Annotated in this window: 21 protein-coding genes; 12 read left to right on the plus strand and 9 right to left on the minus strand. The window is 70.4% G+C overall.

The features are described 5' to 3' along the window. Positions 1–51: 51 nt before the first annotated feature. Positions 52–1,140, plus strand: coding sequence for a mandelate racemase/muconate lactonizing enzyme family protein (locus tag OG385_RS30780; RefSeq protein WP_266859695.1), 1,089 nt, complete (start codon positions 52–54; stop codon positions 1,138–1,140). Between the two features lie 89 nt (positions 1,141–1,229). On the opposite strand, the gene OG385_RS30785 is transcribed toward OG385_RS30780, so the two are convergent. After that, positions 1,230–2,309: an NADH:flavin oxidoreductase/NADH oxidase gene (locus OG385_RS30785; RefSeq protein WP_266859697.1), complete on the minus strand. Its 1,080-nt coding sequence runs from the start codon at positions 2,307–2,309 to the stop codon at positions 1,230–1,232. Positions 2,310–2,466: 157 nt separating this feature from the next. Between OG385_RS30785 and OG385_RS30790 the strand changes: the two genes are divergently transcribed. Further along, a complete protein-coding gene (locus tag OG385_RS30790; protein WP_266859699.1) occupies positions 2,467–2,811 on the plus strand; it encodes a helix-turn-helix transcriptional regulator in 345 nt (114 codons plus the stop codon). 13 nt (positions 2,812–2,824) lie between these two features. Here OG385_RS30790 and OG385_RS30795 read toward each other — a convergent pair whose 3' ends face one another. The 4 genes from OG385_RS30795 to OG385_RS30810 form a co-directional block, all read right to left on the minus strand. Then, positions 2,825–3,487, minus strand: coding sequence for a TetR/AcrR family transcriptional regulator (locus tag OG385_RS30795; RefSeq protein ID WP_266859701.1), 663 nt, complete (start codon positions 3,485–3,487; stop codon positions 2,825–2,827). Positions 3,488–3,700: 213 nt separating this feature from the next. Continuing rightward, complete coding sequence (locus OG385_RS30800; protein WP_266859703.1) at positions 3,701–4,408, minus strand: HAD family hydrolase; 708 nt, start codon at positions 4,406–4,408, stop codon at positions 3,701–3,703. A 223-nt stretch (positions 4,409–4,631) separates the two neighbouring features. Then, a complete protein-coding gene (locus OG385_RS30805) occupies positions 4,632–5,567 on the minus strand; it encodes a M56 family metallopeptidase (protein WP_266859705.1) in 936 nt (311 codons plus the stop codon). Positions 5,568–5,697: 130 nt separating this feature from the next. Beyond that, positions 5,698–6,492 (minus strand): dienelactone hydrolase family protein, encoded by a 795-nt coding sequence (locus OG385_RS30810; RefSeq protein ID WP_266859707.1) that lies wholly within the window; start codon positions 6,490–6,492, stop codon positions 5,698–5,700. A 104-nt stretch (positions 6,493–6,596) separates the two neighbouring features. Here OG385_RS30810 and OG385_RS30815 point away from each other — a divergent pair, with 104 nt between their 5' ends. After that, on the plus strand, positions 6,597–7,226 hold the full coding sequence (locus OG385_RS30815; protein ID WP_266859709.1) for a TetR/AcrR family transcriptional regulator: 630 nt from the start codon (positions 6,597–6,599) through the stop codon (positions 7,224–7,226). Between the two features lie 148 nt (positions 7,227–7,374). On the opposite strand, the gene OG385_RS30820 is transcribed toward OG385_RS30815, so the two are convergent. Continuing rightward, positions 7,375–7,992: a DUF5134 domain-containing protein gene (locus tag OG385_RS30820; protein WP_266859711.1), complete on the minus strand. Its 618-nt coding sequence runs from the start codon at positions 7,990–7,992 to the stop codon at positions 7,375–7,377. A gap of 192 nt (positions 7,993–8,184) precedes the next feature. Between OG385_RS30820 and OG385_RS30825 the strand changes: the two genes are divergently transcribed. Continuing rightward, positions 8,185–8,751 (plus strand): GNAT family N-acetyltransferase, encoded by a 567-nt coding sequence (locus OG385_RS30825; RefSeq protein ID WP_266859713.1) that lies wholly within the window; start codon positions 8,185–8,187, stop codon positions 8,749–8,751. Between the two features lie 6 nt (positions 8,752–8,757). On the opposite strand, the gene OG385_RS30830 is transcribed toward OG385_RS30825, so the two are convergent. Continuing rightward, complete coding sequence (locus OG385_RS30830) at positions 8,758–9,408, minus strand: glycerophosphodiester phosphodiesterase family protein (RefSeq protein WP_266861270.1); 651 nt, start codon at positions 9,406–9,408, stop codon at positions 8,758–8,760. A gap of 379 nt (positions 9,409–9,787) precedes the next feature. Here OG385_RS30830 and OG385_RS30835 point away from each other — a divergent pair, with 379 nt between their 5' ends. The 3 genes from OG385_RS30835 to OG385_RS30845 are packed head-to-tail and all read left to right on the plus strand — an operon-like array spanning position 9,788 to position 13,019. Continuing rightward, complete coding sequence (locus tag OG385_RS30835) at positions 9,788–11,188, plus strand: DUF6421 family protein (RefSeq protein WP_266859715.1); 1,401 nt, start codon at positions 9,788–9,790, stop codon at positions 11,186–11,188. Positions 11,189–11,214: 26 nt separating this feature from the next. Next, entirely contained in the window at positions 11,215–11,961 is a 747-nt protein-coding gene (locus OG385_RS30840) for an SDR family NAD(P)-dependent oxidoreductase (protein WP_266861272.1), read from the plus strand. After that, positions 11,940–13,019 (plus strand): low specificity L-threonine aldolase, encoded by a 1,080-nt coding sequence (locus tag OG385_RS30845; RefSeq protein WP_266859717.1) that lies wholly within the window; start codon positions 11,940–11,942, stop codon positions 13,017–13,019. The genes OG385_RS30840 and OG385_RS30845 overlap by 22 nt, the downstream gene beginning before the upstream one ends. A 144-nt stretch (positions 13,020–13,163) precedes the next feature. Here OG385_RS30845 and OG385_RS30850 read toward each other — a convergent pair whose 3' ends face one another. Next, entirely contained in the window at positions 13,164–13,892 is a 729-nt protein-coding gene (locus tag OG385_RS30850; RefSeq protein WP_266859719.1) for a 1-acyl-sn-glycerol-3-phosphate acyltransferase, read from the minus strand. 361 nt (positions 13,893–14,253) lie between these two features. Here OG385_RS30850 and OG385_RS30855 point away from each other — a divergent pair, with 361 nt between their 5' ends. The 5 genes from OG385_RS30855 (at position 14,254) to OG385_RS30875 (ending at position 18,847) form a co-directional block, all read left to right on the plus strand. Beyond that, a complete protein-coding gene (locus OG385_RS30855) occupies positions 14,254–14,580 on the plus strand; it encodes a thioredoxin family protein (protein ID WP_323183910.1) in 327 nt (108 codons plus the stop codon). Between the two features lie 211 nt (positions 14,581–14,791). Then, the gene (locus OG385_RS30860; RefSeq protein ID WP_266859723.1) at positions 14,792–15,373 is read left to right on the plus strand and encodes a flavin reductase family protein; all 582 of its coding nucleotides are present in this window, start codon (positions 14,792–14,794) and stop codon (positions 15,371–15,373) included. Between the two features lie 200 nt (positions 15,374–15,573). After that, positions 15,574–16,359 carry an electron transfer flavoprotein subunit beta/FixA family protein gene (locus OG385_RS30865; protein WP_266859725.1) on the plus strand — a complete coding sequence of 262 codons (786 nt, stop codon included), beginning with the start codon at positions 15,574–15,576 and terminating at the stop codon, positions 16,357–16,359. A 74-nt stretch (positions 16,360–16,433) separates the two neighbouring features. Beyond that, positions 16,434–17,396, plus strand: a complete 963-nt coding sequence (locus OG385_RS30870) for an electron transfer flavoprotein subunit alpha/FixB family protein (RefSeq protein WP_266859727.1) — start codon at positions 16,434–16,436, stop codon at positions 17,394–17,396. A 152-nt stretch (positions 17,397–17,548) separates the two neighbouring features. Beyond that, entirely contained in the window at positions 17,549–18,847 is a 1,299-nt protein-coding gene (locus OG385_RS30875) for an aldolase/citrate lyase family protein (RefSeq protein ID WP_266859729.1), read from the plus strand. 117 nt (positions 18,848–18,964) lie between these two features. Here OG385_RS30875 and OG385_RS30880 read toward each other — a convergent pair whose 3' ends face one another. Next, the gene (locus tag OG385_RS30880) at positions 18,965–20,005 is read right to left on the minus strand and encodes a LacI family DNA-binding transcriptional regulator (RefSeq protein ID WP_266859731.1); all 1,041 of its coding nucleotides are present in this window, start codon (positions 20,003–20,005) and stop codon (positions 18,965–18,967) included. Positions 20,006–20,025: the final 20 nt, after the last annotated feature.

The following is a 20,025-nucleotide window of genomic DNA, read 5'->3' on the forward strand; positions in this document are numbered from 1 at the left end:
GGCAGCCGGGGACCAAAAGACGAGCGACGGAACCAGCGGGAGACCCCATCCATGAGCAGAATCACGAGCGTCGACTGCCGGCTCGTCTTCATCGAGCCCGAGACGCTGCGCACCGACGCCACCCAGACCTTCGTACGCCAGGAGACGATCCTCGTCACCGTCGGGACGGACGACGGGCTGAGCGGCACCGGGTACTCCTACACGATCGGCACCGGCGGCAGTTCCGTACTGGCGCTGCTGCGTGACCACCTCGCCGGCACGCTGCTGGGCGCCGATGCCCGCAACGTCGAGGCGGTCTGGGCCCGGATGCTCGCGGCGACCCGGGCCACCGCGTTCGGGCTTCTCACCTCACTGGCGCTGGCCGCCGTCGACACGGCCCTGTGGGATCTGCGGTGCCTGCGCGCCAGTGAACCGCTGTGGCGGCTCGCGGGCGGCGCGCACGACCGGCTGCCCGTGTACGACACCGAGGGCGGCTGGCTGCATCTGAGCACCGACGAACTGGTCAAGAACGTCTCGGCGGCGCAGGCTTCGGGGCTGCGCGGCGCCAAGCTGAAGGTCGGCAAGCCCACCGCGGTCGAGGACGCGGAACGCCTCGCGGCGGTCCGCGAGGCAACCGGGCCCGGCTTCGAGATCATGGTCGACGCCAACCAGTCGCTCACCGGGGCGGAGGCGATCCGCCGGGCCCGCACGTACGAGCCGCTGGACATCGCGTGGTTCGAGGAGCCGCTGCCGGCCGATGACGTCGCGGGGCACCGCAGGCTGGCCCGCTCGACCACGGTGCCGGTCGCGGTGGGTGAATCGGTGTATAGCGTCGGTCACTTCGCCGAGTACCTGTCGGCGGGCGCCGCCGGAATCGTGCAGGCCGATGTGGCCCGCGTCGGCGGCATCACCCCGTGGCTGAAGGTCGCACACGCCGCCGAGGCCTGCAATGTGCGAGTGGCCCCGCACTTCCTGATGGAACTGCACGCGAGCCTGGCCTGCGCGGTCCCCGCCGGGATGTATGTGGAGCACATACCGCAGCTCGGTGCGATCACCCGCAGTGAGCTGGTCATCGAGGACGGCTGCGTCGTCCCGCCGGAGACGCCCGGTCTCGGCATCGAGTGGGACGAGGACGCCATCGCGGATCTGCGGGTCGCGTAGCGGCGCAGAAGCCGCAGCGCAATCCCGTAATTCGCAGACCCGTGAACCATGAGGCGGCCGGGAGGGTTCCGCGCCCTCCCGGCCGGTGCTCAGACGGAGCGGTGGTACTGCTGCGGTACGTGCACGTCGGCGCCGAGCACCCGGGCCGCGTGCCGGGCCCAGGACGGGTTGCGGAGCAGCTCACGGCCGAGCAGTACCGCGTCCGCCTCGCCGTTGGCCAGGATTTTGTCGGCCTGTTCGACCTCGGTGATCAGCCCGACGGCGGCGACGGGCAGCGATGTCCCGGCCTTGACCCGTGCGGCGAAGGGCACCTGGTAGCCGGGGCCGACCGGGATGCGGACCCCGGCCGCGTTGCCGCCGGTCGACACGTCGAGCAGATCGACGCCGTGCTCCTTGAGCAGTGGTGCGAGGCGCACCGTGTCGTCGGCCGTCCAGCCGCCCTCGTCCAGCCAGTCGGTGGCCGAGATACGGAAGAAGAGCGGCAGCTCGTCGGGCCACACCGCCCGTACGGCGTCCACGACTTCCAGCGCGAAGCGGGTGCGGTTCTCGAACGATCCGCCGTACTCGTCGGTGCGGTGGTTGCTGTGCGGTGAGAGGAACTCGCTCACCAGATAGCCGTGTGCGCCGTGGATCTCGGCGACCTGGAACCCCGCGTCGAGCGCACGCCGGGCTGCATCGGCGAACTGGCCGACGATGTCCCGTATCTGAGCTGCCGTCAACTCGTCCGGTACAAGCTCACCCTGGTCCAGGGGGACCGGGCTGGGCGCGACCGGCTGCCAGCCGCCCTGGTCGGGGCCGATCGGGCCGCCGCCCTTCCAGGGGCGGTCCGTCGAGGCCTTGCGCCCGGCATGGCCGAGCTGGATCCCGGGAACGGTGCCCTGCCCCTTGAGGAAGCCGGTGATCCGGCGGAGCGCCTCGACCTGGGTGTCGTTCCAGATGCCCAGGTCGGCGGGGGTGATCCGGCCCTCGGGGCTGACCGCTGTCGCCTCGACGATGATCAGGCCGGCGCCTCCGGCGGCCCGTGCGGCGTAGTGCGCGAAGTGCCAGTCGTCGGCGACGCCCGTGCCGGGCCCCGAGGTGGCAGCCGAGTACTGGCACATGGGCGGCATCCACACGCGGTTGGGGAAGGTCAGCGACCGCAGGGTGTACGGCTCGAAAAGGGCGCTCACGACAGGCTCCATTCACAACGGCGTCGGGACGCTCGTACGATACCCGTCGTAGTACGGTGAATGTCAAACTACGATGGAACTCGTACAATGGGGCTGTCCCCGGACCCGTCCGGACCCGCCCGGGTCCGAATGGAGGCCCGAATGAAGGAGAGCCGTCGTGGCGACCGCAACGACCAGCCGTGCACTGGCCCATCCGGCGCGTGACGAGATCCGCCTGGACGGCGTGCTCCATGCGCTGGCCGACCCGATGCGGATGTGTGTGGTGCGGGAACTGGCTTCGGACGGCGGTGAGTTGTCCTGTTCCCGGTTCGTGCTCCCGGTGACCAAGTCGACCACCACGCACCACTTCAGGGTGCTGCGCGAGAGCGGTGTGATCCGGCAGATCTACCGGGGGACCGCGAAGATGAACGTGCTGCGCAGGGACGATCTGGACGCGGTCTTCCCCGGTCTGCTGGACAGTGTCCTGGCCGCGGCCGAGGCGGAGGCGTCACGGGAGGCGTGAACCTCCGCCGCCGTCAGCGCGGCGAGGTGGCGGCGGGGTCGGTCCCGCCGGCTCTGTCGGTCCCTTCGGTCTTGTCGGTCCCGTCGGCCGGGGGTGCCCCCAGGCTCCAGTCGAGCCCGTACCGCTGGAACAGCTCGGCCCGCAGTCGCGCGTGCGGCATGGGCGCCCCCGGCAGCAGCTGGGCGAAGACCGTGCCCATCAGCTGGGCACGCAGCAGCGGGTAGTCGGTGTCCGGGTCGGGTGACCCGTACCGCTCCACGGCCGAGCGCAGGACCCGGGCGAGCTGCTGCTGTTCGGGGCACTGTACGAATCCCTGCTCCTGGAGGATTCCGGCCATATGCGTCCGCATCAGTACGGGGTGGTCGGCGGCCAGCCCCAGGATCGCGTCGATGGCCCGCGCCAGCAGTTCCTGCCCGTCGTCGGTGCGCGGCTCACGCTCCATGGCCGCGGTGAGCGTGCGGTGCATCAGGCGGTGCACCGCGGACTGCAGCAGATACCGCTTGCCCGGGAAGTAGTACGAGACGAGACCGCGGGCGGATCCGGCGCGGTCGGCGATGTCCGCCAGCGTCGTCGCCTCGTATCCGCGCTCACCGACAAGATCCACTGTGGCCTGCAGCAGCCGCTCGCGGGAACGCCGCCGCAACTCCTCATTGACCGATTGGCTGCGCGGGGACATGCTTTACTCCTGCGTTGACTGGCTCTCAGCCAACTATAATCAGCGCATCCTGCAAAGGGCCCCGTCAGGGGCTGTTCTGCGGGCATCGTCCGGACCGGGCGGCGCGGGGGACCGTCCGGTTCGGATTTCCTGCTGCCGCGACCTGGTGATTTCCGGCTTTTTCGGGTGGTTCCGGCAGTTCCCCGCCGGGCTGCTCTGGGCGCGCCCCTCGTGTCAGCCGACGATATCCAGCACCGGGCGGAGTGCGTCCGGGCGCTCGGCGGCCGGGAGGTGGTCCACGAAGTGGACCGCGCAGCCCAGATTCCGGGCACCGCCGTCGGCGCGGCGCTCGTCGCCGACCATCAGGGTCTCGCCGGGATCCTGGCCCAGCGCCTCGCAAGCGGCACGGAAGAGCCGGACGTCGGGTTTCTGGACGCCGTGCTCGTACGACAGGGTGTAGTGGTCCACGTACGGATCGACCCCGTGGGCGCGGAACACCGGCCGCAGGTCCCAGCCGATGTTGCTCACCACGCCGACCCCGATCCCGCGGGCGTGCAGGGTGCCGAGCACCTCGGCCGTGTCCGGGTAGGGGCTCCAGGCGTCCGGTGTCCTGTGGCGTGCGTAGAGGGCGTCGTACAGTGCCGGATCCGGCAGCTCGACCTGGCGGGCGAGGCCCGTGAACGCGGCGCGGTGCTGCTCGGCGCTCTCGTCGCGGGATGCCCACAGCCCGGCGAGCGAGGGCGGCACCCGCTGGGGGGTGGGGCCACCGGGTTGTGCGCCCGCAGCGGTCAACTCCGCTGTGCGGAGGGCGAATTCCTCCTGGTCCAGCGTGATACCCGCCTCCTCCAGGGTGGCCCGCAGCCACGTCGCGACAGACTCGGCCCGGAAGAGGGTCCCGGAGAAGTCGAAGAGTACGGCCTTGATCGTCCCCTTGATCGTCATGGGGGCATTCTTCCCCGTCCGGCTGTCGCGACAGTCACCGGTATCGCTGCCGTCATGGCCAGTGCCACGGCAGGCAACGTTTGCCCCGTCGCGACGCCCGGCACACACTCTCGCCGCACCGGCCGAAAGCCCAAGTACGTCCAGTACAAGGGCTTCCGGCCGGCACGCCGAGAGCACGCACCGAACGCCGCTCCTTGACGGGCAAACCTTGCCTGCCGCGGCACTAGCCGAGCGCGCGCAGCCCGGGGATGAACGCCACCAGCAGTGGCACGACCGGCACCAGCGAGGCGGCGGCGGTCAGCCGCAGCCTGCGGCCGGCGGTGAGGCGCGGGGCCGCGTTCAGCAGCCGGTCGACTCGGTGCGGAAGTTCCGCGTCGGGGGTCGGACAGGGGCCAAACACCCCGCGGTGCTCGTTGAGTTGGACCAGCGCCAGCGCTATGGTCAGCCGCCCGAACCGGCGCGAGGCCACATCGTCGGCGGCCAGCTCCACCAGCCGGTGCATCTCGTTGCGGAAGGCGGCGAAGACCGGAATCTGCGGGAAGCCCACGGCCAGCGCGGCCGAGCAGTGCAGCAGCCAGTCGTGACGGGCCCGCGCGTGGCCCTGTTCATGGGCGAGCACGGCATCGAGCTGATGGCCTTTCAGCCCCCGTAGTGCCCCTGTGGTGATGACCAGTTGGGGAGCCGAGCCGGGCAGCCACCAGGCGTCGGGGCGCTCGCCCTCCAGCACGACGAGGCGCTCGCCGCCCGGTTCCTCGCCGGGCAGCACGGGGGAGCGCACCAGCAGTTCCCTGCGGCTCCGCCGGCGTGCGGCCCGCGCGCGGCGGATCTCCCGGGTGAGCATCGCGGCCGTCCAGACACCACCGGCGGCCAGCACCGTCGCTGTCGCCGCCGACCACTGCGCGTATGTGCCGAGGGCGTACGCCTCCACCACGGCGTGCGGGGCCGGGGCGAAGACGTGGCCCCGCACGAGCTGCCAGGCCGCCGAGGCGCTGAAGGTCATCGCCAGCGCGAAGCAGAGCAGTACAGCGGCAACCACGCACTGCCACACCCACAGCGCCACCACGGGCTCCCGCTCGGGCCACTGGGCGCGTGCCAGAAGCCGCGGTGCCGCAACAGCAGCCACGGCTCCGAGTAGCAACAGCGCTAGGGAGACCACCATGGTCGTCAGTTTATGGAGTCGGTGTGTCGCCGGGGTATGGCCTGGCTCCGCAAGTGACGCAGGACACGGCCTGGTTCCGCCCAGGAGTGGGGAAACTGTCCTGTTCGGTGTCGCTCGCGGATGCGGAGTCTCAACTGCCGGTCAGGGTGCGGCCGAGGAGCGAGAGCAGGCAGTCCCAGTGGCGCTGCACCGCGACGGGGTCGAAGGCCTCCGTGTCGGACATGGTGAAGCCGTGGACGGTGCCGGGTTGGATCTCGGTGGTGTGGCGGACACCTGCGGCGTCCAGGGCCTGGTTGAGCGCGCTGAAGGTCTCGGGGGTCATGTCGCCTTCGGCGAGGCCGAGGTGTACCTGCGCCCTGACCTCGGGGAAGAGGTGGTGCGGGCTTTCGGGCGCGTCCGTGACCAGGGGGCTGGGGTGGAATCCGGCGACGGCGGCCACCCGGCCCGGGTGGGCCGCCGCGGTGCGCATCGCCAGGGCGCCACCCATGCAGTAGCCGATCGCGGCGACCGGTCCGGCACTGACCTCGGGCCGGCCGGTGAGGAAGCCGAGGTAGGCGTCGGCGTCCCGCAGGGCGCGTTCGGGGGTGTGCGCCTCGATCAAGGGCATCAGCTGGGCGAAGACCGCGGGCCTGACCTCTTTCCCGAGGTACGCGGGAAGGTCGGTCACCGGCGCCGGACCGTGCCGGTAGTAGAGGTTGGGGACGAGTACGTAGTACCCGTGCCCGGCCAGTTCGCGGGCCATCTCCCGCAGCACGGGCCGCAGGCCGAAGGCGTCCGGATACATCAGCACCCCGGGGTGCTGCTCGCCTCCGTCGGGGAAGGCGGCGAAGGCGTCGGCCCGGCCGTCCGCTGTGGGAATCCGCAGTGTCCTGGTGTGACTGCTGTTCGCTGGTTCCTCGACTCTGGTGTTCGCGTGGTGGGGCATGGCGGGTAAAGTACAACGTGTAGGGCAGCGAATGCAATGGTCATTGCAGTTTCCGCTTACGGGTACCTTGACCAGGGCGGCAGGGGCAGAGAGGGCGGTCACCCATGAGGCAGGGCCAGGCGGAGAAGCGGGCGGCCATCCTGCGGGGCGCGCGCAAGGTCTTCGGGCGTGACGGCTATACCCGTACGAGCATCGAATCGATCGCCAAGGAGGCCGTGGTCTCCACCCGTACGATCTACAACCACTTCCCCGGTGGGAAGGTCCAGCTCTTCAGGGCCGTGGTGGTCGAGGGCTCGGAGCCGGTCGTCGAGGCGCGTCTCGACGCGATCGACCGGCGGCTGTACAAGGTCACCGCGGCCGAACTGGAGCAGGACCTCGTCGAGTTCGTACGGGCCTGGGTCGCCTCGTCGCACCGGTTCGCCGATCATTTCGCGGTCGTCCGGCAGATGCGGGTCGAAAGTGCCCATCTCCCTCAGGAGTTCCTCACGGCCTGGCGGCAGAGCGGACCGCAGCGGGCTTCCGACGCGCTGGCCGAGCGGTTCGAGCGGCTGGCCGCCGACGGACTGCTCGTGACGGACGATCCGGCGCGGGCGGCCCGCCACTTGCTGCTGCTCACGGTGGCGGAGATCAACGAGCAGAGTTTCCACGGGGCGTTGCCGCTTTCGGACGGGGCGGAGGACGCGATCATCGAGTCGGGGGTACGAGCCTTCCTCCAGGGATACGCGCCCCGTTGATCCCTTCTTGAGGGCAGGGTGTGTGCCGGGCGGAGCCGTCCCCCCTCCGGCTTCACGGCCCGCGCCGGCCTCTCGATTCGAAGAGCCGCAGCCTGGCCGCCCACAGCTCCCACAGCTCTCCCGCTCTTGTTCCGTCGCCCTGCCGGGGTCAGATCGTCAGCAGCATCGCGAACATGGCCATTCCCATGGCCAGCCGGCAGGCGAGCGCCAGTTCCGGACGGGCTCCCCAGCCGATGGCACCAGCGGGCCCGCCACCCCCCGTTGCCACCGACACCGCGGGGACCAGGGTGGCGCCCGTGCGCAGGACGTACACGGCGTAGTAGGCCAGCAGCGCCCCGGTGAGGAGCGGTATCCCTCCGGCCGAGTGCGACGCGTGCTCCATGGAGCCGCCACTCATGGCGCCGTCATCCATGGCTCCGCCGTGCGCCCCGCCCGACGCCATCCCCGCTGTCATCGTGAGCGCCATGTAGACCATGGCGAGCGAGCCGACCAGGTGGTGCAGATGGTGAGCGCTCGACCGGAGCTGCCACAGGGCCCGGAGGCCGCCTGCCGCGAAGACCGCGGCGAGTACCGTCCACCCCCACCCCGGGAGAGTGCCCATCGCGGCGGGCAGAGCCATCGCCGCCATGCCGAACCCCATCACCGCCTCGCCCCCCGCAGCCGTCCGCGCCTGCTGCGATGTGCTGCGCATCCGCAGCAGGCAGTAGGCCCCGGTCGCCGCGCTCAGCGCCATCAGCAGCCAGCCGGACATCGAGGATCCGTGCACGGCGTACCTCCCCGTTCGACGCGCCGGCCCGTCCGGCCGTCCCCCTCCACGCATCGATGCCCGGGCCGGGCGGAGCGCACGCAAGCGCAGGGGGGCACGGGGGAGCGCGTCGCGGGCGCGTTACTGTCTGGTCAGCACCGTCCGGGCAGCTCCGGACCGCCCGGAACCGCCTTCGACGGGAGACATCACCCCATGGACACCGCCCCCGACCGGATCACTTTCAGGGACGCGGCAGAGGCCGACGTACCGGCGCTCGTCACCTTGATCGAGTCGGCCTACCGCGGGGACAGCAGCCGCACCGGCTGGACCACCGAGGCGGACATCCTGGACGGGCAGCGCACCGACCCGGAGGGGGTGCGCGGAGTCATGGCGGCGCCCGCCAGCCGGCTGATGGTGGTGGAGCGTGACGGCGAGCCGGTCGCCTGCTGCCAGCTGGAGCGGCGCGGCCACGCGGCCTACTTCGGGATGTTCGCGGTGAGCCCGGCCCTGCAGGGCGCGGGACTCGGCAAGCGGATCATCGCCGAGGCCGAACGCCTGGTGCACGCGGAGTGGGGTGCCGATGAGATGCATATGACGGTCATATCCGTACGGGACGACCTCATCGCCTGGTACGAGCGGCGCGGCTACCGCCGCACGGGGAGGATGTTCCCCTTCCCGTACGGCGACGAGCGGTTCGGTATCCCGCTCCGCGACGACCTTCAGTTCGAGCTGCTGATCAAGCCGCTCCCGGCCGGGACCCCCGGCCCGCGAGCGGAGTAGCGGTCCTCAGGCCGTGAATCGCCCGGTGCGCCGGATCTCCGGGTAGTCGGTGGTCGCACCGTCCAGATCCAGCGCCCGGACCAGCCTCAGGTGGTCCTGGGTGTTCACCACCCAGCCGAGCACCTTCAGGCCTTCCGCGTGCGCCTTCTCGACCATCTCCAGGGTCAGCCTGCGGATGTTCAGCGCCACCGTCGCGGCGCCGACCGCCTTGGCGCGGTCCACGATGTCCGGGCCCCAGCGGCTCGCGATGAGCACCGTCCGCACGCCCGGAACGAGTGAGGCGATCTCGCGGACCGCCTCGTCGTGGAACGAGGAGACCTCGACCCGCCCGGCCAGATCGCGCCGGAGCATCACCGCGGCGAGCGCCCGCGCCGCGGCGGCGTCCTTGATCTCTGCCTGGATCGGTGAGCGGACCGCGTCCAGCACCTCTTCGAAGACCGGGATCCGCTCGCCCTGGCCGGCGTCGAGCTCACGCAGCTCGGCGAGCGTCCGGTCGGCGATGGCTCCGTTGCCGTCGGTCGTGCGGTCCACGTCCGTGTCGTGCATGACGACGAGTGAACCGTCCTTGCTCAGATGCAGGTCGAGCTCGATGGCGTCCATACCCGCCTGTTCCGCACGGCGGAAGGACCGCAGGGTGTTCTCCGGCTCGACGCCCATGACCCCGCGATGTCCGATGATGAGGAGACTCAAGGTTCTCTCGCTTCCGTCGACGGCGGCTCTCGCGTGGCATTGCTACCCAGCTGGCAGAGCCGCAGCCTAACTCTCCGCCTCCGCCACTGTCCCCGGCTCCCGCGATGCGGCGGAGCGCCCGTTTTTCCGGCCGGCGGGCGGACCGGAAAACGGATCTTCCGAAGTGCGGTTTTTCCGGGCACCGCGGGGTGGAAGCGGTTCCATCCCGGGCATACGACAGGAAGATTCGCTGCGATCATGGGGGTTCCGCGGGATGATTTGTTGAGTGCGACCTTGAACCAGCGATCCGAACATGGATACGGTGTCCCAGCGGTTGGACGGCAAATTCTGCTGTGGAGGAAGTGACATGACGAAAATTCTTGTGCCGGACGCAGTCGGCGGCGGTATATCCGGCGACCGGCGGGTGGTTGAGCACCCGGCCTGGCCCGTGCTCAAGAACGCCGTCGAGGAGATCCGGCCGTGGCAGTCGAAGGACGGTTCCATCGACTTCGAGGCCGACGGTGCCCCTTCCCGTACCGCCGTCGATGAGGCGGTCGCGCGTGTGACGGGCGCGGTCGAGGAGCTCTCCCCGCTGCTGCCCCACGACGCCGCGTACCACCGGGCGCTCGTCGCCGACCTCCGCAAGTGGGCCGGCAGCGGATTCGCCGTCCCGGACTTCCTGGACTCGCTGCTCGCCTTCCAGCCGGCCGACCTGCGCGCCGACGGACTCCAGCATCTGGTCGTCTTCGCGATGTACACGCAGAACGGCAACCCGGACCGCAACCTCGAAGCGGTCGTGCTCCGCATGGTCTGGCCGGAGTGGCTCTCCGAGCTGGAGTCCACGCGCTACGACAACCCGCTGTTCTGCGGCATCACCTTCGAGGACTTCACGTCCGGTTACGACACCAACTCCGCGGTGCTCTTCCCGGAGACCATCGCCGTGCGCGAGGCCCCCGAACGCTTCACCTGGGGCGGCATCTTCTGCGACCGCGAGGCGGCACGCTTCCGGACCGTGACGGAGGCCGCCGTGCAGGTCCTGCGGCTCGAACTGCCCGAAGACATCCATGAGATGGTCTCCGACCAGGAGCGCTGCCAGCAGGCGTTCGTGCTGTGGGACATGATCCACGACCGCACCCACAGCCACGGCGACCTGCCGTTCGACCCCTTCATGATCAAGCAGCGCCAGCCGTTCTGGATGTACGGCCTCGAAGAGCTGCGCTGCGACCTGACCGCCTTCCGGGAGGCCGTGCGCCTGGAGGCCGACGGCTACGGACAGGGCCGCGACGTCCAGTACGCCGTGCTCTTCGACCGGATGTTCCGCTTCCCGGTGACCGGTGAGCGCGTGCGCAACTACGACGGACTCGGCGGCCAGCTGCTCTTCGCCTATCTGCACAAGCACGACGTGGTGCGCTGGACCGACAGCACCCTGAAGATCGACTGGGAGCGGGCCCCGCAGGTCACCAAACAGCTCTGCGCGGAGATCGAGGACCTGTACCGGGCCGGCATCGACCGCCCCAAGCTGGTCCACTGGTTCGCCGCCTACGACCTGGTCTCCCGCTATCTCGCCCCGCACCCGGGATCACGCTGGGCCAAGGGCCCGGACGCCCTGGATCTGAGCCAGCCGCCGCGTAAACTTGTGGATGACGTGCTTGCGGACGAGTTTCCGCTCAGCATGTTCTATGAGGCCCTCGCCAAGAAGCTGAAGCGCGTGGTCGCCTCGACCAAGGGCATCACCGCGGCGGGCACCCACGAGCGGGAAGCGGCGTGAGCGCCCGCAGGCAGGAGGCGGAGACGATGAGCAAGGGATCGCTGGACGGAGCCGTGGTCGCGGTGGCCGGGGCCGCGGGCCCGGCGGGCCGCGCGGCGCTGCTGAGGCTGGCCGAGGCCGGGGCGACCGTGGTCGGCGCGGACTCCGATGTCGCCCGGCTGGCCGAGGCGGTGGACGCGGCGCGCTATGCGCACGGCGGCGCCACCGTCACCGGTGAGACGGTCGATCTGCTGGACCTGGCGGCCACGCGGGCCTGGGCCGACCGTACGGAGGCCGAGTTCGGCCGTATCGACGGCCTGGTGCACCTGGTGGGCGGCTGGCGCGGCAGCGCCACCTTCACCGAGACCGACATCGCCGACTGGAACCTGCTGGAGAAGCTGCTCATCCGTACGGTGCAGCACACCTCGCTGGCGTTCCACGACGCGCTGCTGCGCAGCGACCGCGGCCGCTATGTGCTGATCAGCGCGGCCGGTGCGTCCAAGCCCACCGCGGGCAATGCCGCCTACGCGGCGTCGAAGGCCGCGGCCGAGGCCTGGACGCTGGCGCTCGGCGACGCCTTCCGCAAGGCGGGCGGTGAGGACGGTCCGCGTACGGCCGCGTCCGTCCTGGTGATCAAGGCTCTGGTGCACGACGCGATGCGTGCCGAGCGTCCGAATGCGAAGTTCTCGGGCTTCACCGACGTCGCGCAGCTGGCCGAGGCCATCGCCGGTGTCTGGGACCAGCCCGCCGGAGATGTGAACGGAAAGCGCCTGTGGCTGACACCCGCCCCGTGAGGACCGACGCCGTACGCCACCACGACCCGCAGGTCCGTGGCTTCGCCAGTGACAACTACGCGGGCGCGCACCCGGAGATCCTGGCCGCGCTCGCCGTGGCCAATGGCGGGCACCAGATCGCGTACGGCGAGGACGCGTACACCGACCACCTCCAGCGGCTGGTCCACAGCCACTTCGGCCAGAGCGCCGAGGTGTACCCGGTCTTCAACGGCACCGGGGCCAACGTCGTCGCGCTACAGGCGCTCACCGACCGGTGGGGCGCCGTCGTCGCGGCCGAGACGGCCCACATCAACGTGGACGAGGGCGGCGCCCCCGAGCGGGTCGCCGGGCTGAAGCTCCTCACCGTCCCCACGCCCGACGGCAAGCTCACACCCGAGCTGATCGACCGCCAGGCGTTCGGCTGGGACGACGAGCACCGGGCGATGCCGCAGACCGTCTCGATCACCCAGAACACCGAACTCGGCACGGTCTACACACCCGAAGAGATCCGGGCCATCTGCGAGCACGCCCACGGCTACGGGATGAAGGTGCATCTCGACGGGGCCCGGATAGCCAACGCCGCGGCATCGCTCGACGTGCCGATGCGCGCCTTCACCAACGCGGTGGGCGTGGACATCCTCTCCTTCGGCGGCACGAAGAACGGCGCGCTCTTCGGCGAGGCCGTCGTGGTGCTCAACCCGGACGCCGTCCGGCACATGAAGCACGTGCGGAAGATGTCGATGCAGCTGGCGTCCAAGATGCGCTTCGTGTCGGTGCAGCTGGAGGCGCTGCTCACCGGCGACCTGTGGCTGCGCAACGCCCGCCACGCCAACACGATGGCCCAGCGGCTCGCCGCGGGGGTGCGCGAGACGGACGGGGTCGAGATCCTGCACGCCGTCCAGGCCAACGCGGTGTTCGCACGGCTCCCGCACGACGTCAGCGAGCGGCTGCAGAAGCGCTACCGCTTCTACTTCTGGGACGAGCCGGCCGGAGATGTCCGCTGGATGTGCTCCTTCGACACCACCGAGGAAGACGTGGACGGCTTCCTGCTGGCGCTGAAGGAAGAACTGGCCCGCTGACCCGGAGGTCTGTGGGCACAGGCGAATACATGAAGGTGCGACCGACCGGAAAGTGATTGCTTCCGGCCGGTCGCACCCATGTGCTCACGGTCCACCGCACCGGCCCCGCCGGCCCGCGGGCCGGGCCGGGACCGGGACCCGGTGTCAGCCGGCGCCGGCTTCGCGTACCTGCGCGGGGGTCGGTGCCGTGCCGCCGAGGTGGGCCGGGATCCACCAGGTGTCCGCCGCGTTCTTCGGGCGTACCGGATAGGCGCGCTGCGCCGCTTCCAGCAGCTCCTGCATACGCTCGCGGACCCTGCGGGTGATCGCGCCCGCGTACTCGTCGGTGGGTGCCTCCATGGGCTCACCGACCCGGACCGTCACCGGGATGTGGCTGCGCTTGAGGTTGCGCGGCCTGCCCTTGGTCCACAACCGCTGGGTGCCCCACAGCGCCATCGGGATCAGCGGTACGCCCGCGTCCTGGGCCAGCCGTGCGGCGCCGGACTTGAAGCTCTTGAGGGTGAAGGACTCCGAGATGGTGGCCTCGGGGAAGACGCCGATGATCTCGCCGGAACGCAGGGCCGTGAGGGCGTGCCGGTAGGCGGCCTCGCCCTGTTTGCGGTCCACCGGGATGTGCTTCATGCCGCGCATCAGCGGCCCGGAGATCTTGTGGCGGAAGACCGACTCCTTGGCCATGAAGCGCACCAGGCGCTTCTGCGGGAGCGCGGCCAGACCGTTGAAGATGAAGTCCAGATAGCCGATGTGGTTGCTGACGATCACGGCCCCGCCCGTGCGCGGGATGTTCTCCGAACCCTGTGTATCGATCTTGAGGTCGAGCGCCTTGAAGAGCCCCCGAGCAGCGCCGATGACCGGTCGATAGACGAGTTCTGCCATCTGGAGAAGACCCTTCTGTGCCCGGGGACGTGCCCCCCGGCGGAAGTTACGCTGCCGTAGGTTTGCGGCATGGGGCAGATCGTGCCCCATGGCGACCAGAGTAGCCACCCCTGGTGACGTGGGGCCGCGAGATCCTCGTCACGTCGCGCGTAATCGGCTCGCACCGCCCCCGAGCAGCGCATACTCCGCTCGGCAGGGCGGTGCGGCCCCGCGCGCGGCCGGCGGGAATCATCCTGGCCGTGGGAGCGCTGCATCCGAACGGAGGCCGGAGCTGCGGCGGCCGGCGGTTTGCGCGGCCGCGCGGGCGGCTGTGGACCGTACGGCTTCCGGCCGGTACGGCGGCGGAGGAACGGAGAGCGACGTGCGCGGGCAGGACGGCGAAAGGCGGCTCGGGGCCGCGGAGTTGGGCGAGGAGCTGGGGGAGCGGGCGACGCTCGTCCAGTTCTCCACTGCCTTCTGCCGGCCCTGCCGGGCCACCTGGCGGACGCTGCGGGAGGTGGCCGACATGGTCGACGGTGTCACTCATGTCGAGCTCGACGCGGAGGCCCGGCTCGGACTCGTACGGGAGCTGGACATCCTCAGGACCCCCACGGTGCTGGTGCTCGACGCGCAGGGCCGGATCGTCCGCCGGGCGTCCGGCCAGCCGCGCAAGGCGGATGTCATCGCCGCCCTGGGACAGGCGGTCTGACTCACCGTGAGCGATCTCCCACATTCCGGAACACTCTTGACGGGGTGTCCCCTGAATCGTCAATCTGACGCTATGTCGCAGCTCTCTTCTCCTGACGGCCGGTGCCTCCCCAGTCAGGTCCCTGTGGACCTCGCACGGAACGCCGGCGCGGGCTGTCCGGGTGTCTGAACATCCCCGGCCCCGTTCGCTCACACCGGAGAAGGACACCCGCATGACGACGACGCCCACACCGACCCCCACGCCGACATCGATACCGGCATCGACGACGTCCGCGGCGCGGACCGCCCCGGCGGCTGCCACGGATTCCGCCGCCGACCCGCTCGCCGCCCCCGCACTGCTCCGCTCGGTCTTCCGCCGTCACGCGTCCGGTGTCGCGGTGGTCACCGCGGCCGGTGAGCGGCCGGTGGGTTTCACCGCCACCTCCCTGAACTCCGTCGCCGCCGAGCCGCCGCTCATCTCCTTCGGCGTCGGCACGGGCTCGTCGAGCTGGCCGGTGGTGGCCCGAGCCGAGCACATCGGGGTCCACATACTCGGCGAGCACCAGCAGGAACTGGCCGCCACCTTCGCGCGCAGCGGCGCCGACCGGTTCGCCGCGCCCACCGACTGGCGCAGTGGCCCCGAGGGTGTGCCGCTGCTGGACGGCGTACTGGCCTGGCTGGTCTGCCGGGTGGTGGCGCGGGTTCCCGCCGGGGACCACCGCATCGTGATCGCCGAGGTCGTCACCGGCGATCCGGCCGGGGCCGGGCGCCCGCTCCTCTACCACCAGGGCCGCTTCAACGCTCTGCGGGACTGAGACTCTCCCGGAATCCCCGGCTACGGAGCGTTGCTCACGTCACAGTTCAAAGCGCTTGCTCACTGGGTACATTCTGGATGTACTGGCGAGTAATATTTCGGTGGGGGCGTCGGAACCCCCAGGCGGAAATCGCCCCATCAGGCGCCTATGCTGCGAGCAACAAGGCAGCCCGGAAAAGACGATGCAGTAGGAGAGCCGGCGTGAGCTTGAGGATCGTTGTCTGTGTGAAGTACGTGCCCGATGCCACTGGTGACCGGCATTTCGCCGATGACCTGACGCTGGACCGTGAGGATGTCGACGGGCTGCTGTCGGAGCTCGACGAGTACGCGGTGGAGCAGGCGCTCCAGATCGCGGGCGAGGCCGACGACGCGGAGATCACTGTTCTGACGGTGGGTCCTGAGGATGCGAAGGACGCGTTGCGCAAGGCGTTGTCGATGGGTGCGGACAAGGCTGTTCATGTCGAGGACGACGATCTGCACGGTACGGATGTGATGGGTACGTCGCTGGTGCTGGCGAAGGCGATCGAGAAGACAGGGTATGACCTGGTGGTCTGTGGGATGGCGTCGACGGACGGCACGATGGGTGTGCTTCCGGCGCTGCTCGCTGAGCGGCTCGGGGTTCCGCAGGTGACGCTGCTGTCGGAGGTGTCGGTCGATGGCACCACGGTCAGGGGCCGCCGTGACGGTGACACGGCCAGTGAGCAGCTGGAGGCGTCGCTGCCGGCTGTGGTGTCGGTGACGGACCAGTCGGGTGAGGCCCGCTATCCGTCGTTCAAGGGGATCATGGCGGCGAAGAAGAAGCCGGTTCAGTCGCTGGATCTGGAGGATCTGGACCTGGAGGCCGGTGTGGTGGGTCTGGAGGGTGCGTGGACCCGGGTCGATTCGGCGGCGCAGCGTCCGGCGCGTACCGCGGGCACGATCGTCAAGGACGAGGGCGAGGGCGGCAAGCAGCTGGCTGAGTACCTCGCGGGCCAGAAGTTCATCTGAGGCCCTCCCGTCCCCCTCATCCGCCCTCTGACTCATCCGCCCCTGATTCTTCGTATGCGCAGGAGAGCAATTCCATGGCTGAAGTTCTCGTCTATGTCGATCACCTCGACGGTGTTGTCCGCAAGCCCACTCTGGAGCTTCTGACGCTGGCGCGCCGGATCGGTGATCCGGTCGCTGTCGCGCTGGGCGCCGGCGCCCCCGACACGGCTACCGTGCTTGCTGAGCACGGTGCGGTGAAGGTCCTGACCGCTGAGGCTCCCGAGTTCGCCGACTATCTGGTCGTGCCGAAGGTGGACGCCCTGCAGGCCGCGTGTGAGGCGGTGTCGCCGGTCGCGGTGCTGGTTCCGTCCTCGGCCGAGGGCAAGGAGATCGCTGCGCGTCTCGCGGTGCGTATCGGCTCCGGGATCATCACTGATGCCACTGACCTGGAGGCCGGTGACGGTGGCCCGGTCGCCACGCAGTCGGCGTTCGCCGCGTCGTTCACGACCAAGTCCCGTGTCTCCAAGGGCACTCCGGTGATCACGGTCAAGCCGAACTCGGCGCCGGTCGAGGCGGCCCCGGCCGCGGGCACCGTGGAGGCGCTGAGCGTGTCCTTCGGTCAGAGGGCCACCGGTACGAAGGTCGTCTCGCGTACTGCGCGGGAGTCGACCGGGCGTCCGGAGCTGACCGAGGCCGCGATCGTGGTCTCGGGCGGGCGTGGGGTCAACGGTGCGGAGAACTTCCACATCATCGAGGCGCTCGCCGACTCGCTCGGTGCGGCTGTCGGTGCTTCACGGGCGGCGGTGGACGCGGGCTGGTACCCGCACTCCAACCAGGTCGGCCAGACCGGTAAGTCGGTATCCCCGCAGCTCTACATCGCCAACGGGATCTCCGGCGCGATCCAGCACCGGGCCGGTATGCAGACCTCGAAGACCATCGTCGCCGTCAACAAGGACGCCGAAGCCCCGATCTTCGACCTCGTCGACTACGGCATCGTCGGCGACCTCTTCCAGGTCGTCCCGCAACTCACCGAAGAGATCACCACCCGCAAGGGCTGACCAGCCTCTTCTCGGCGGCCGGGGGCCGCGCGGCGACTTTCGCCGCGCGGCCCCCGGCTGTTTCGGCCAACCATTGACGCAGGTCATGACCGCCCGTTAACTTCGCTATGCGGATTGTTGATTCCGTGAAGCGGAAAATAGGAGGGTGCAGGATGGGTCAGCAGGAGAAGGTGGCAACGAGCCTCGCCGGTGCGGTCAGCGAGGACATCAGCGCTTCCCTGGTCGCGGTCGACGAGGAGCTGGCGAGCCGCTACCCGGGGGACCCGGGCACCCGCCAGCCCGTCCACACCGTGTACGTCCCCGGCGACGCATTCGACGCGGGCACCATCCGCTCCTGGGGCGACCAGGCGCTGGCCGCCCTCGACACACATGCTCCCGACGCCGCCTCCTTCGCCGGGGTTCTCGGCATCAACGAGGACCTCGCCACGGCCGTCCACGACAGGGTGCGGGCGAAGCTGGAGCGCGAGCCCGTCGAGGACCTGCGCATCGACTTCGAGGACGGCTACGGCCCCCGCCCCGACGCCGAGGAGGACGAGACCGCGGCCCGCGCCGCCCGGCTGGTCTCCGAGGCGTTCGCCAACGGCACGAACGCTCCGTACATGGGCATCCGGATGAAGTGCATGGAGGCGGCGGTCCGCGACCGCGGCATCCGCACCACCGACATCTTCCTCACCGGTCTGATGCAGGCGGGCGGGCTGCCCGACGGGCTCGTCCTCACCCTTCCCAAGGTGACCTACCCCGAGCAGGTCACCGCCTTCGTACGGCTCCTCGAAGCCTTCGAGAAGACGCACAGCCTGCCGGCCGGGCGGATCGGCTTCGAGATCCAGATCGAGACCAGCCAGTCCATCCTCGCCACGGACGGCACCGCGGCCGTCGCCAGGATGATCGGCGCCGCCGAGGGCCGGGCCACCGGACTGCACTACGGCACCTTCGACTACAGCGCGTGCCTCGGCGTCAGCGCCGCCCACCAGGCCAGCGACCACCCGGCGGCCGACCACGCCAAGGCCGTCATGCAGGTCGCGGCGGCGGGTACCGGCGTACGGGTGTCGGACGGCTCGACCAACGTCCTGCCGATCGGCACGACCGAGCACGTGCACGAGGCCTGGCGGCTCCACTACGGCCTGACGCGCCGCGCGCTGGCCCGCGCCTACTACCAGGGCTGGGACATGCACCCGGCGCATCTGCCGACCCGCTACGCCGCCGTCTTCGCCTTCTACCGGGAGGGCCTGGAACCGGCCGCAGCCCGCCTTGCCGCGTACGTGGCGAAGGCCGGCGGCGACGTCATGGACGAGCCGGCGACCGCCAAGGCCCTCAGCGGATATCTGCTGCGGGGCCTCGACTGCGGCGCACTCGACGACGCCGAGGTCACTCAGCTCACCGGCCTGACCCGCGCCGACATGGAGGGCTTCTCGGGACCGCGCCGTGCGGACCTGACCATCACCGCCCCCTGACCGCATCCCGGCCCGCACACCGGCCGGACACCGGTCCCGCCGCCGTGCCGCCCGGACAGCGCTGCCCCCGCCAGGACAACCGGCGGGGGCAGCGCTGTGTCATGCCGCTGTGTCACGTCACCGTGATCGCTGCGCCGGCGGGATCTCGCCCGAGCCGCGCGCGATGAGCCGGGTCGGCAGCACCTTCTGCGTGGGTGCGTCGTCCGCGCCGTCCAGCCTGCGGAAGAGGGTCTCCGCCGCCGTACGCCCCAGCGCCGCCGAATCCTGTGCGATCACCGTGATCCCCAGCAGGTCGGCCAGCTCGATGTCGTCGAACCCGACGAGAGCCACCTGCTGCTCCCGCTCGGCCAGGACGCGCACGGCGGTCACCGTCACCCGGTTGTTTCCCGCGAAGATCGCGGTGACCGGAGTGGGCCCGTCCAGCAGCGTCTCCACCGCGGCACGCACCCGTTCGGCCTCCGTGACGCCGAGCGAGACCCAGGCGTCGTCCACATCGAGACCGCCGTCCGCCATGGCCGCGTGGTAGCCGCGCAGGCGCTCGGTGGCCGTGTGGATGCGCGGCTGGTCACCGACGAAGCCGATCCTGCGGTGGCCCCCCGCGATCAGATGGGCGACGCCGTCGCGGGCGCCGCCGAAGTTGTCCGAGAACACCATGTCCGCGTCGATCTTCCCGGCGGGACGGTCCACGAAGACGGTGGCGACCCCGGCGGCGATCTCCGGCTCCAGATAGCGGTGGTCGTCCCCGGCCGGGATCACGATCAGCCCGTCCACCCGGCGGGCGCAGAGCGCGAGGACCAGCTCCTGCTCCCGCTCGGGATCCTCGGCGCTGGAACCGTTGATGAGCAGTGCGCCGTGGGCGCGGGCCACCTCCTCCACCGCACGGTTCAGCGGGCCGTAGAAGGGGTCGGCGAGGTCCTCAAGGACCAGCCCGATGCTCGCGGTGCGGCCCTTGCGCAGCACGCGCGCGCTGTCGTTGCGGCGGAAGCCGAGGGCCTCGATGGCCTCCTGCACCCGGCGCTCGGTGTCGGGCGTGACGCCCGCCTCGCCATTCACGACCCGCGACACTGTCTTGAGGCCGACTCCGGCGCGCGCGGCGACATCCTTCATCGTCGGCCGGTTGCCGTAGCGGGGCTCGGAGTGGCTGGCGGTCTGGGCCACGGTGCGCTGTCCTGTCGTCG

The organism is Streptomyces sp. NBC_01306 (assembly GCF_026340465.1).
Classification (GTDB): domain Bacteria; phylum Actinomycetota; class Actinomycetes; order Streptomycetales; family Streptomycetaceae; genus Streptomyces.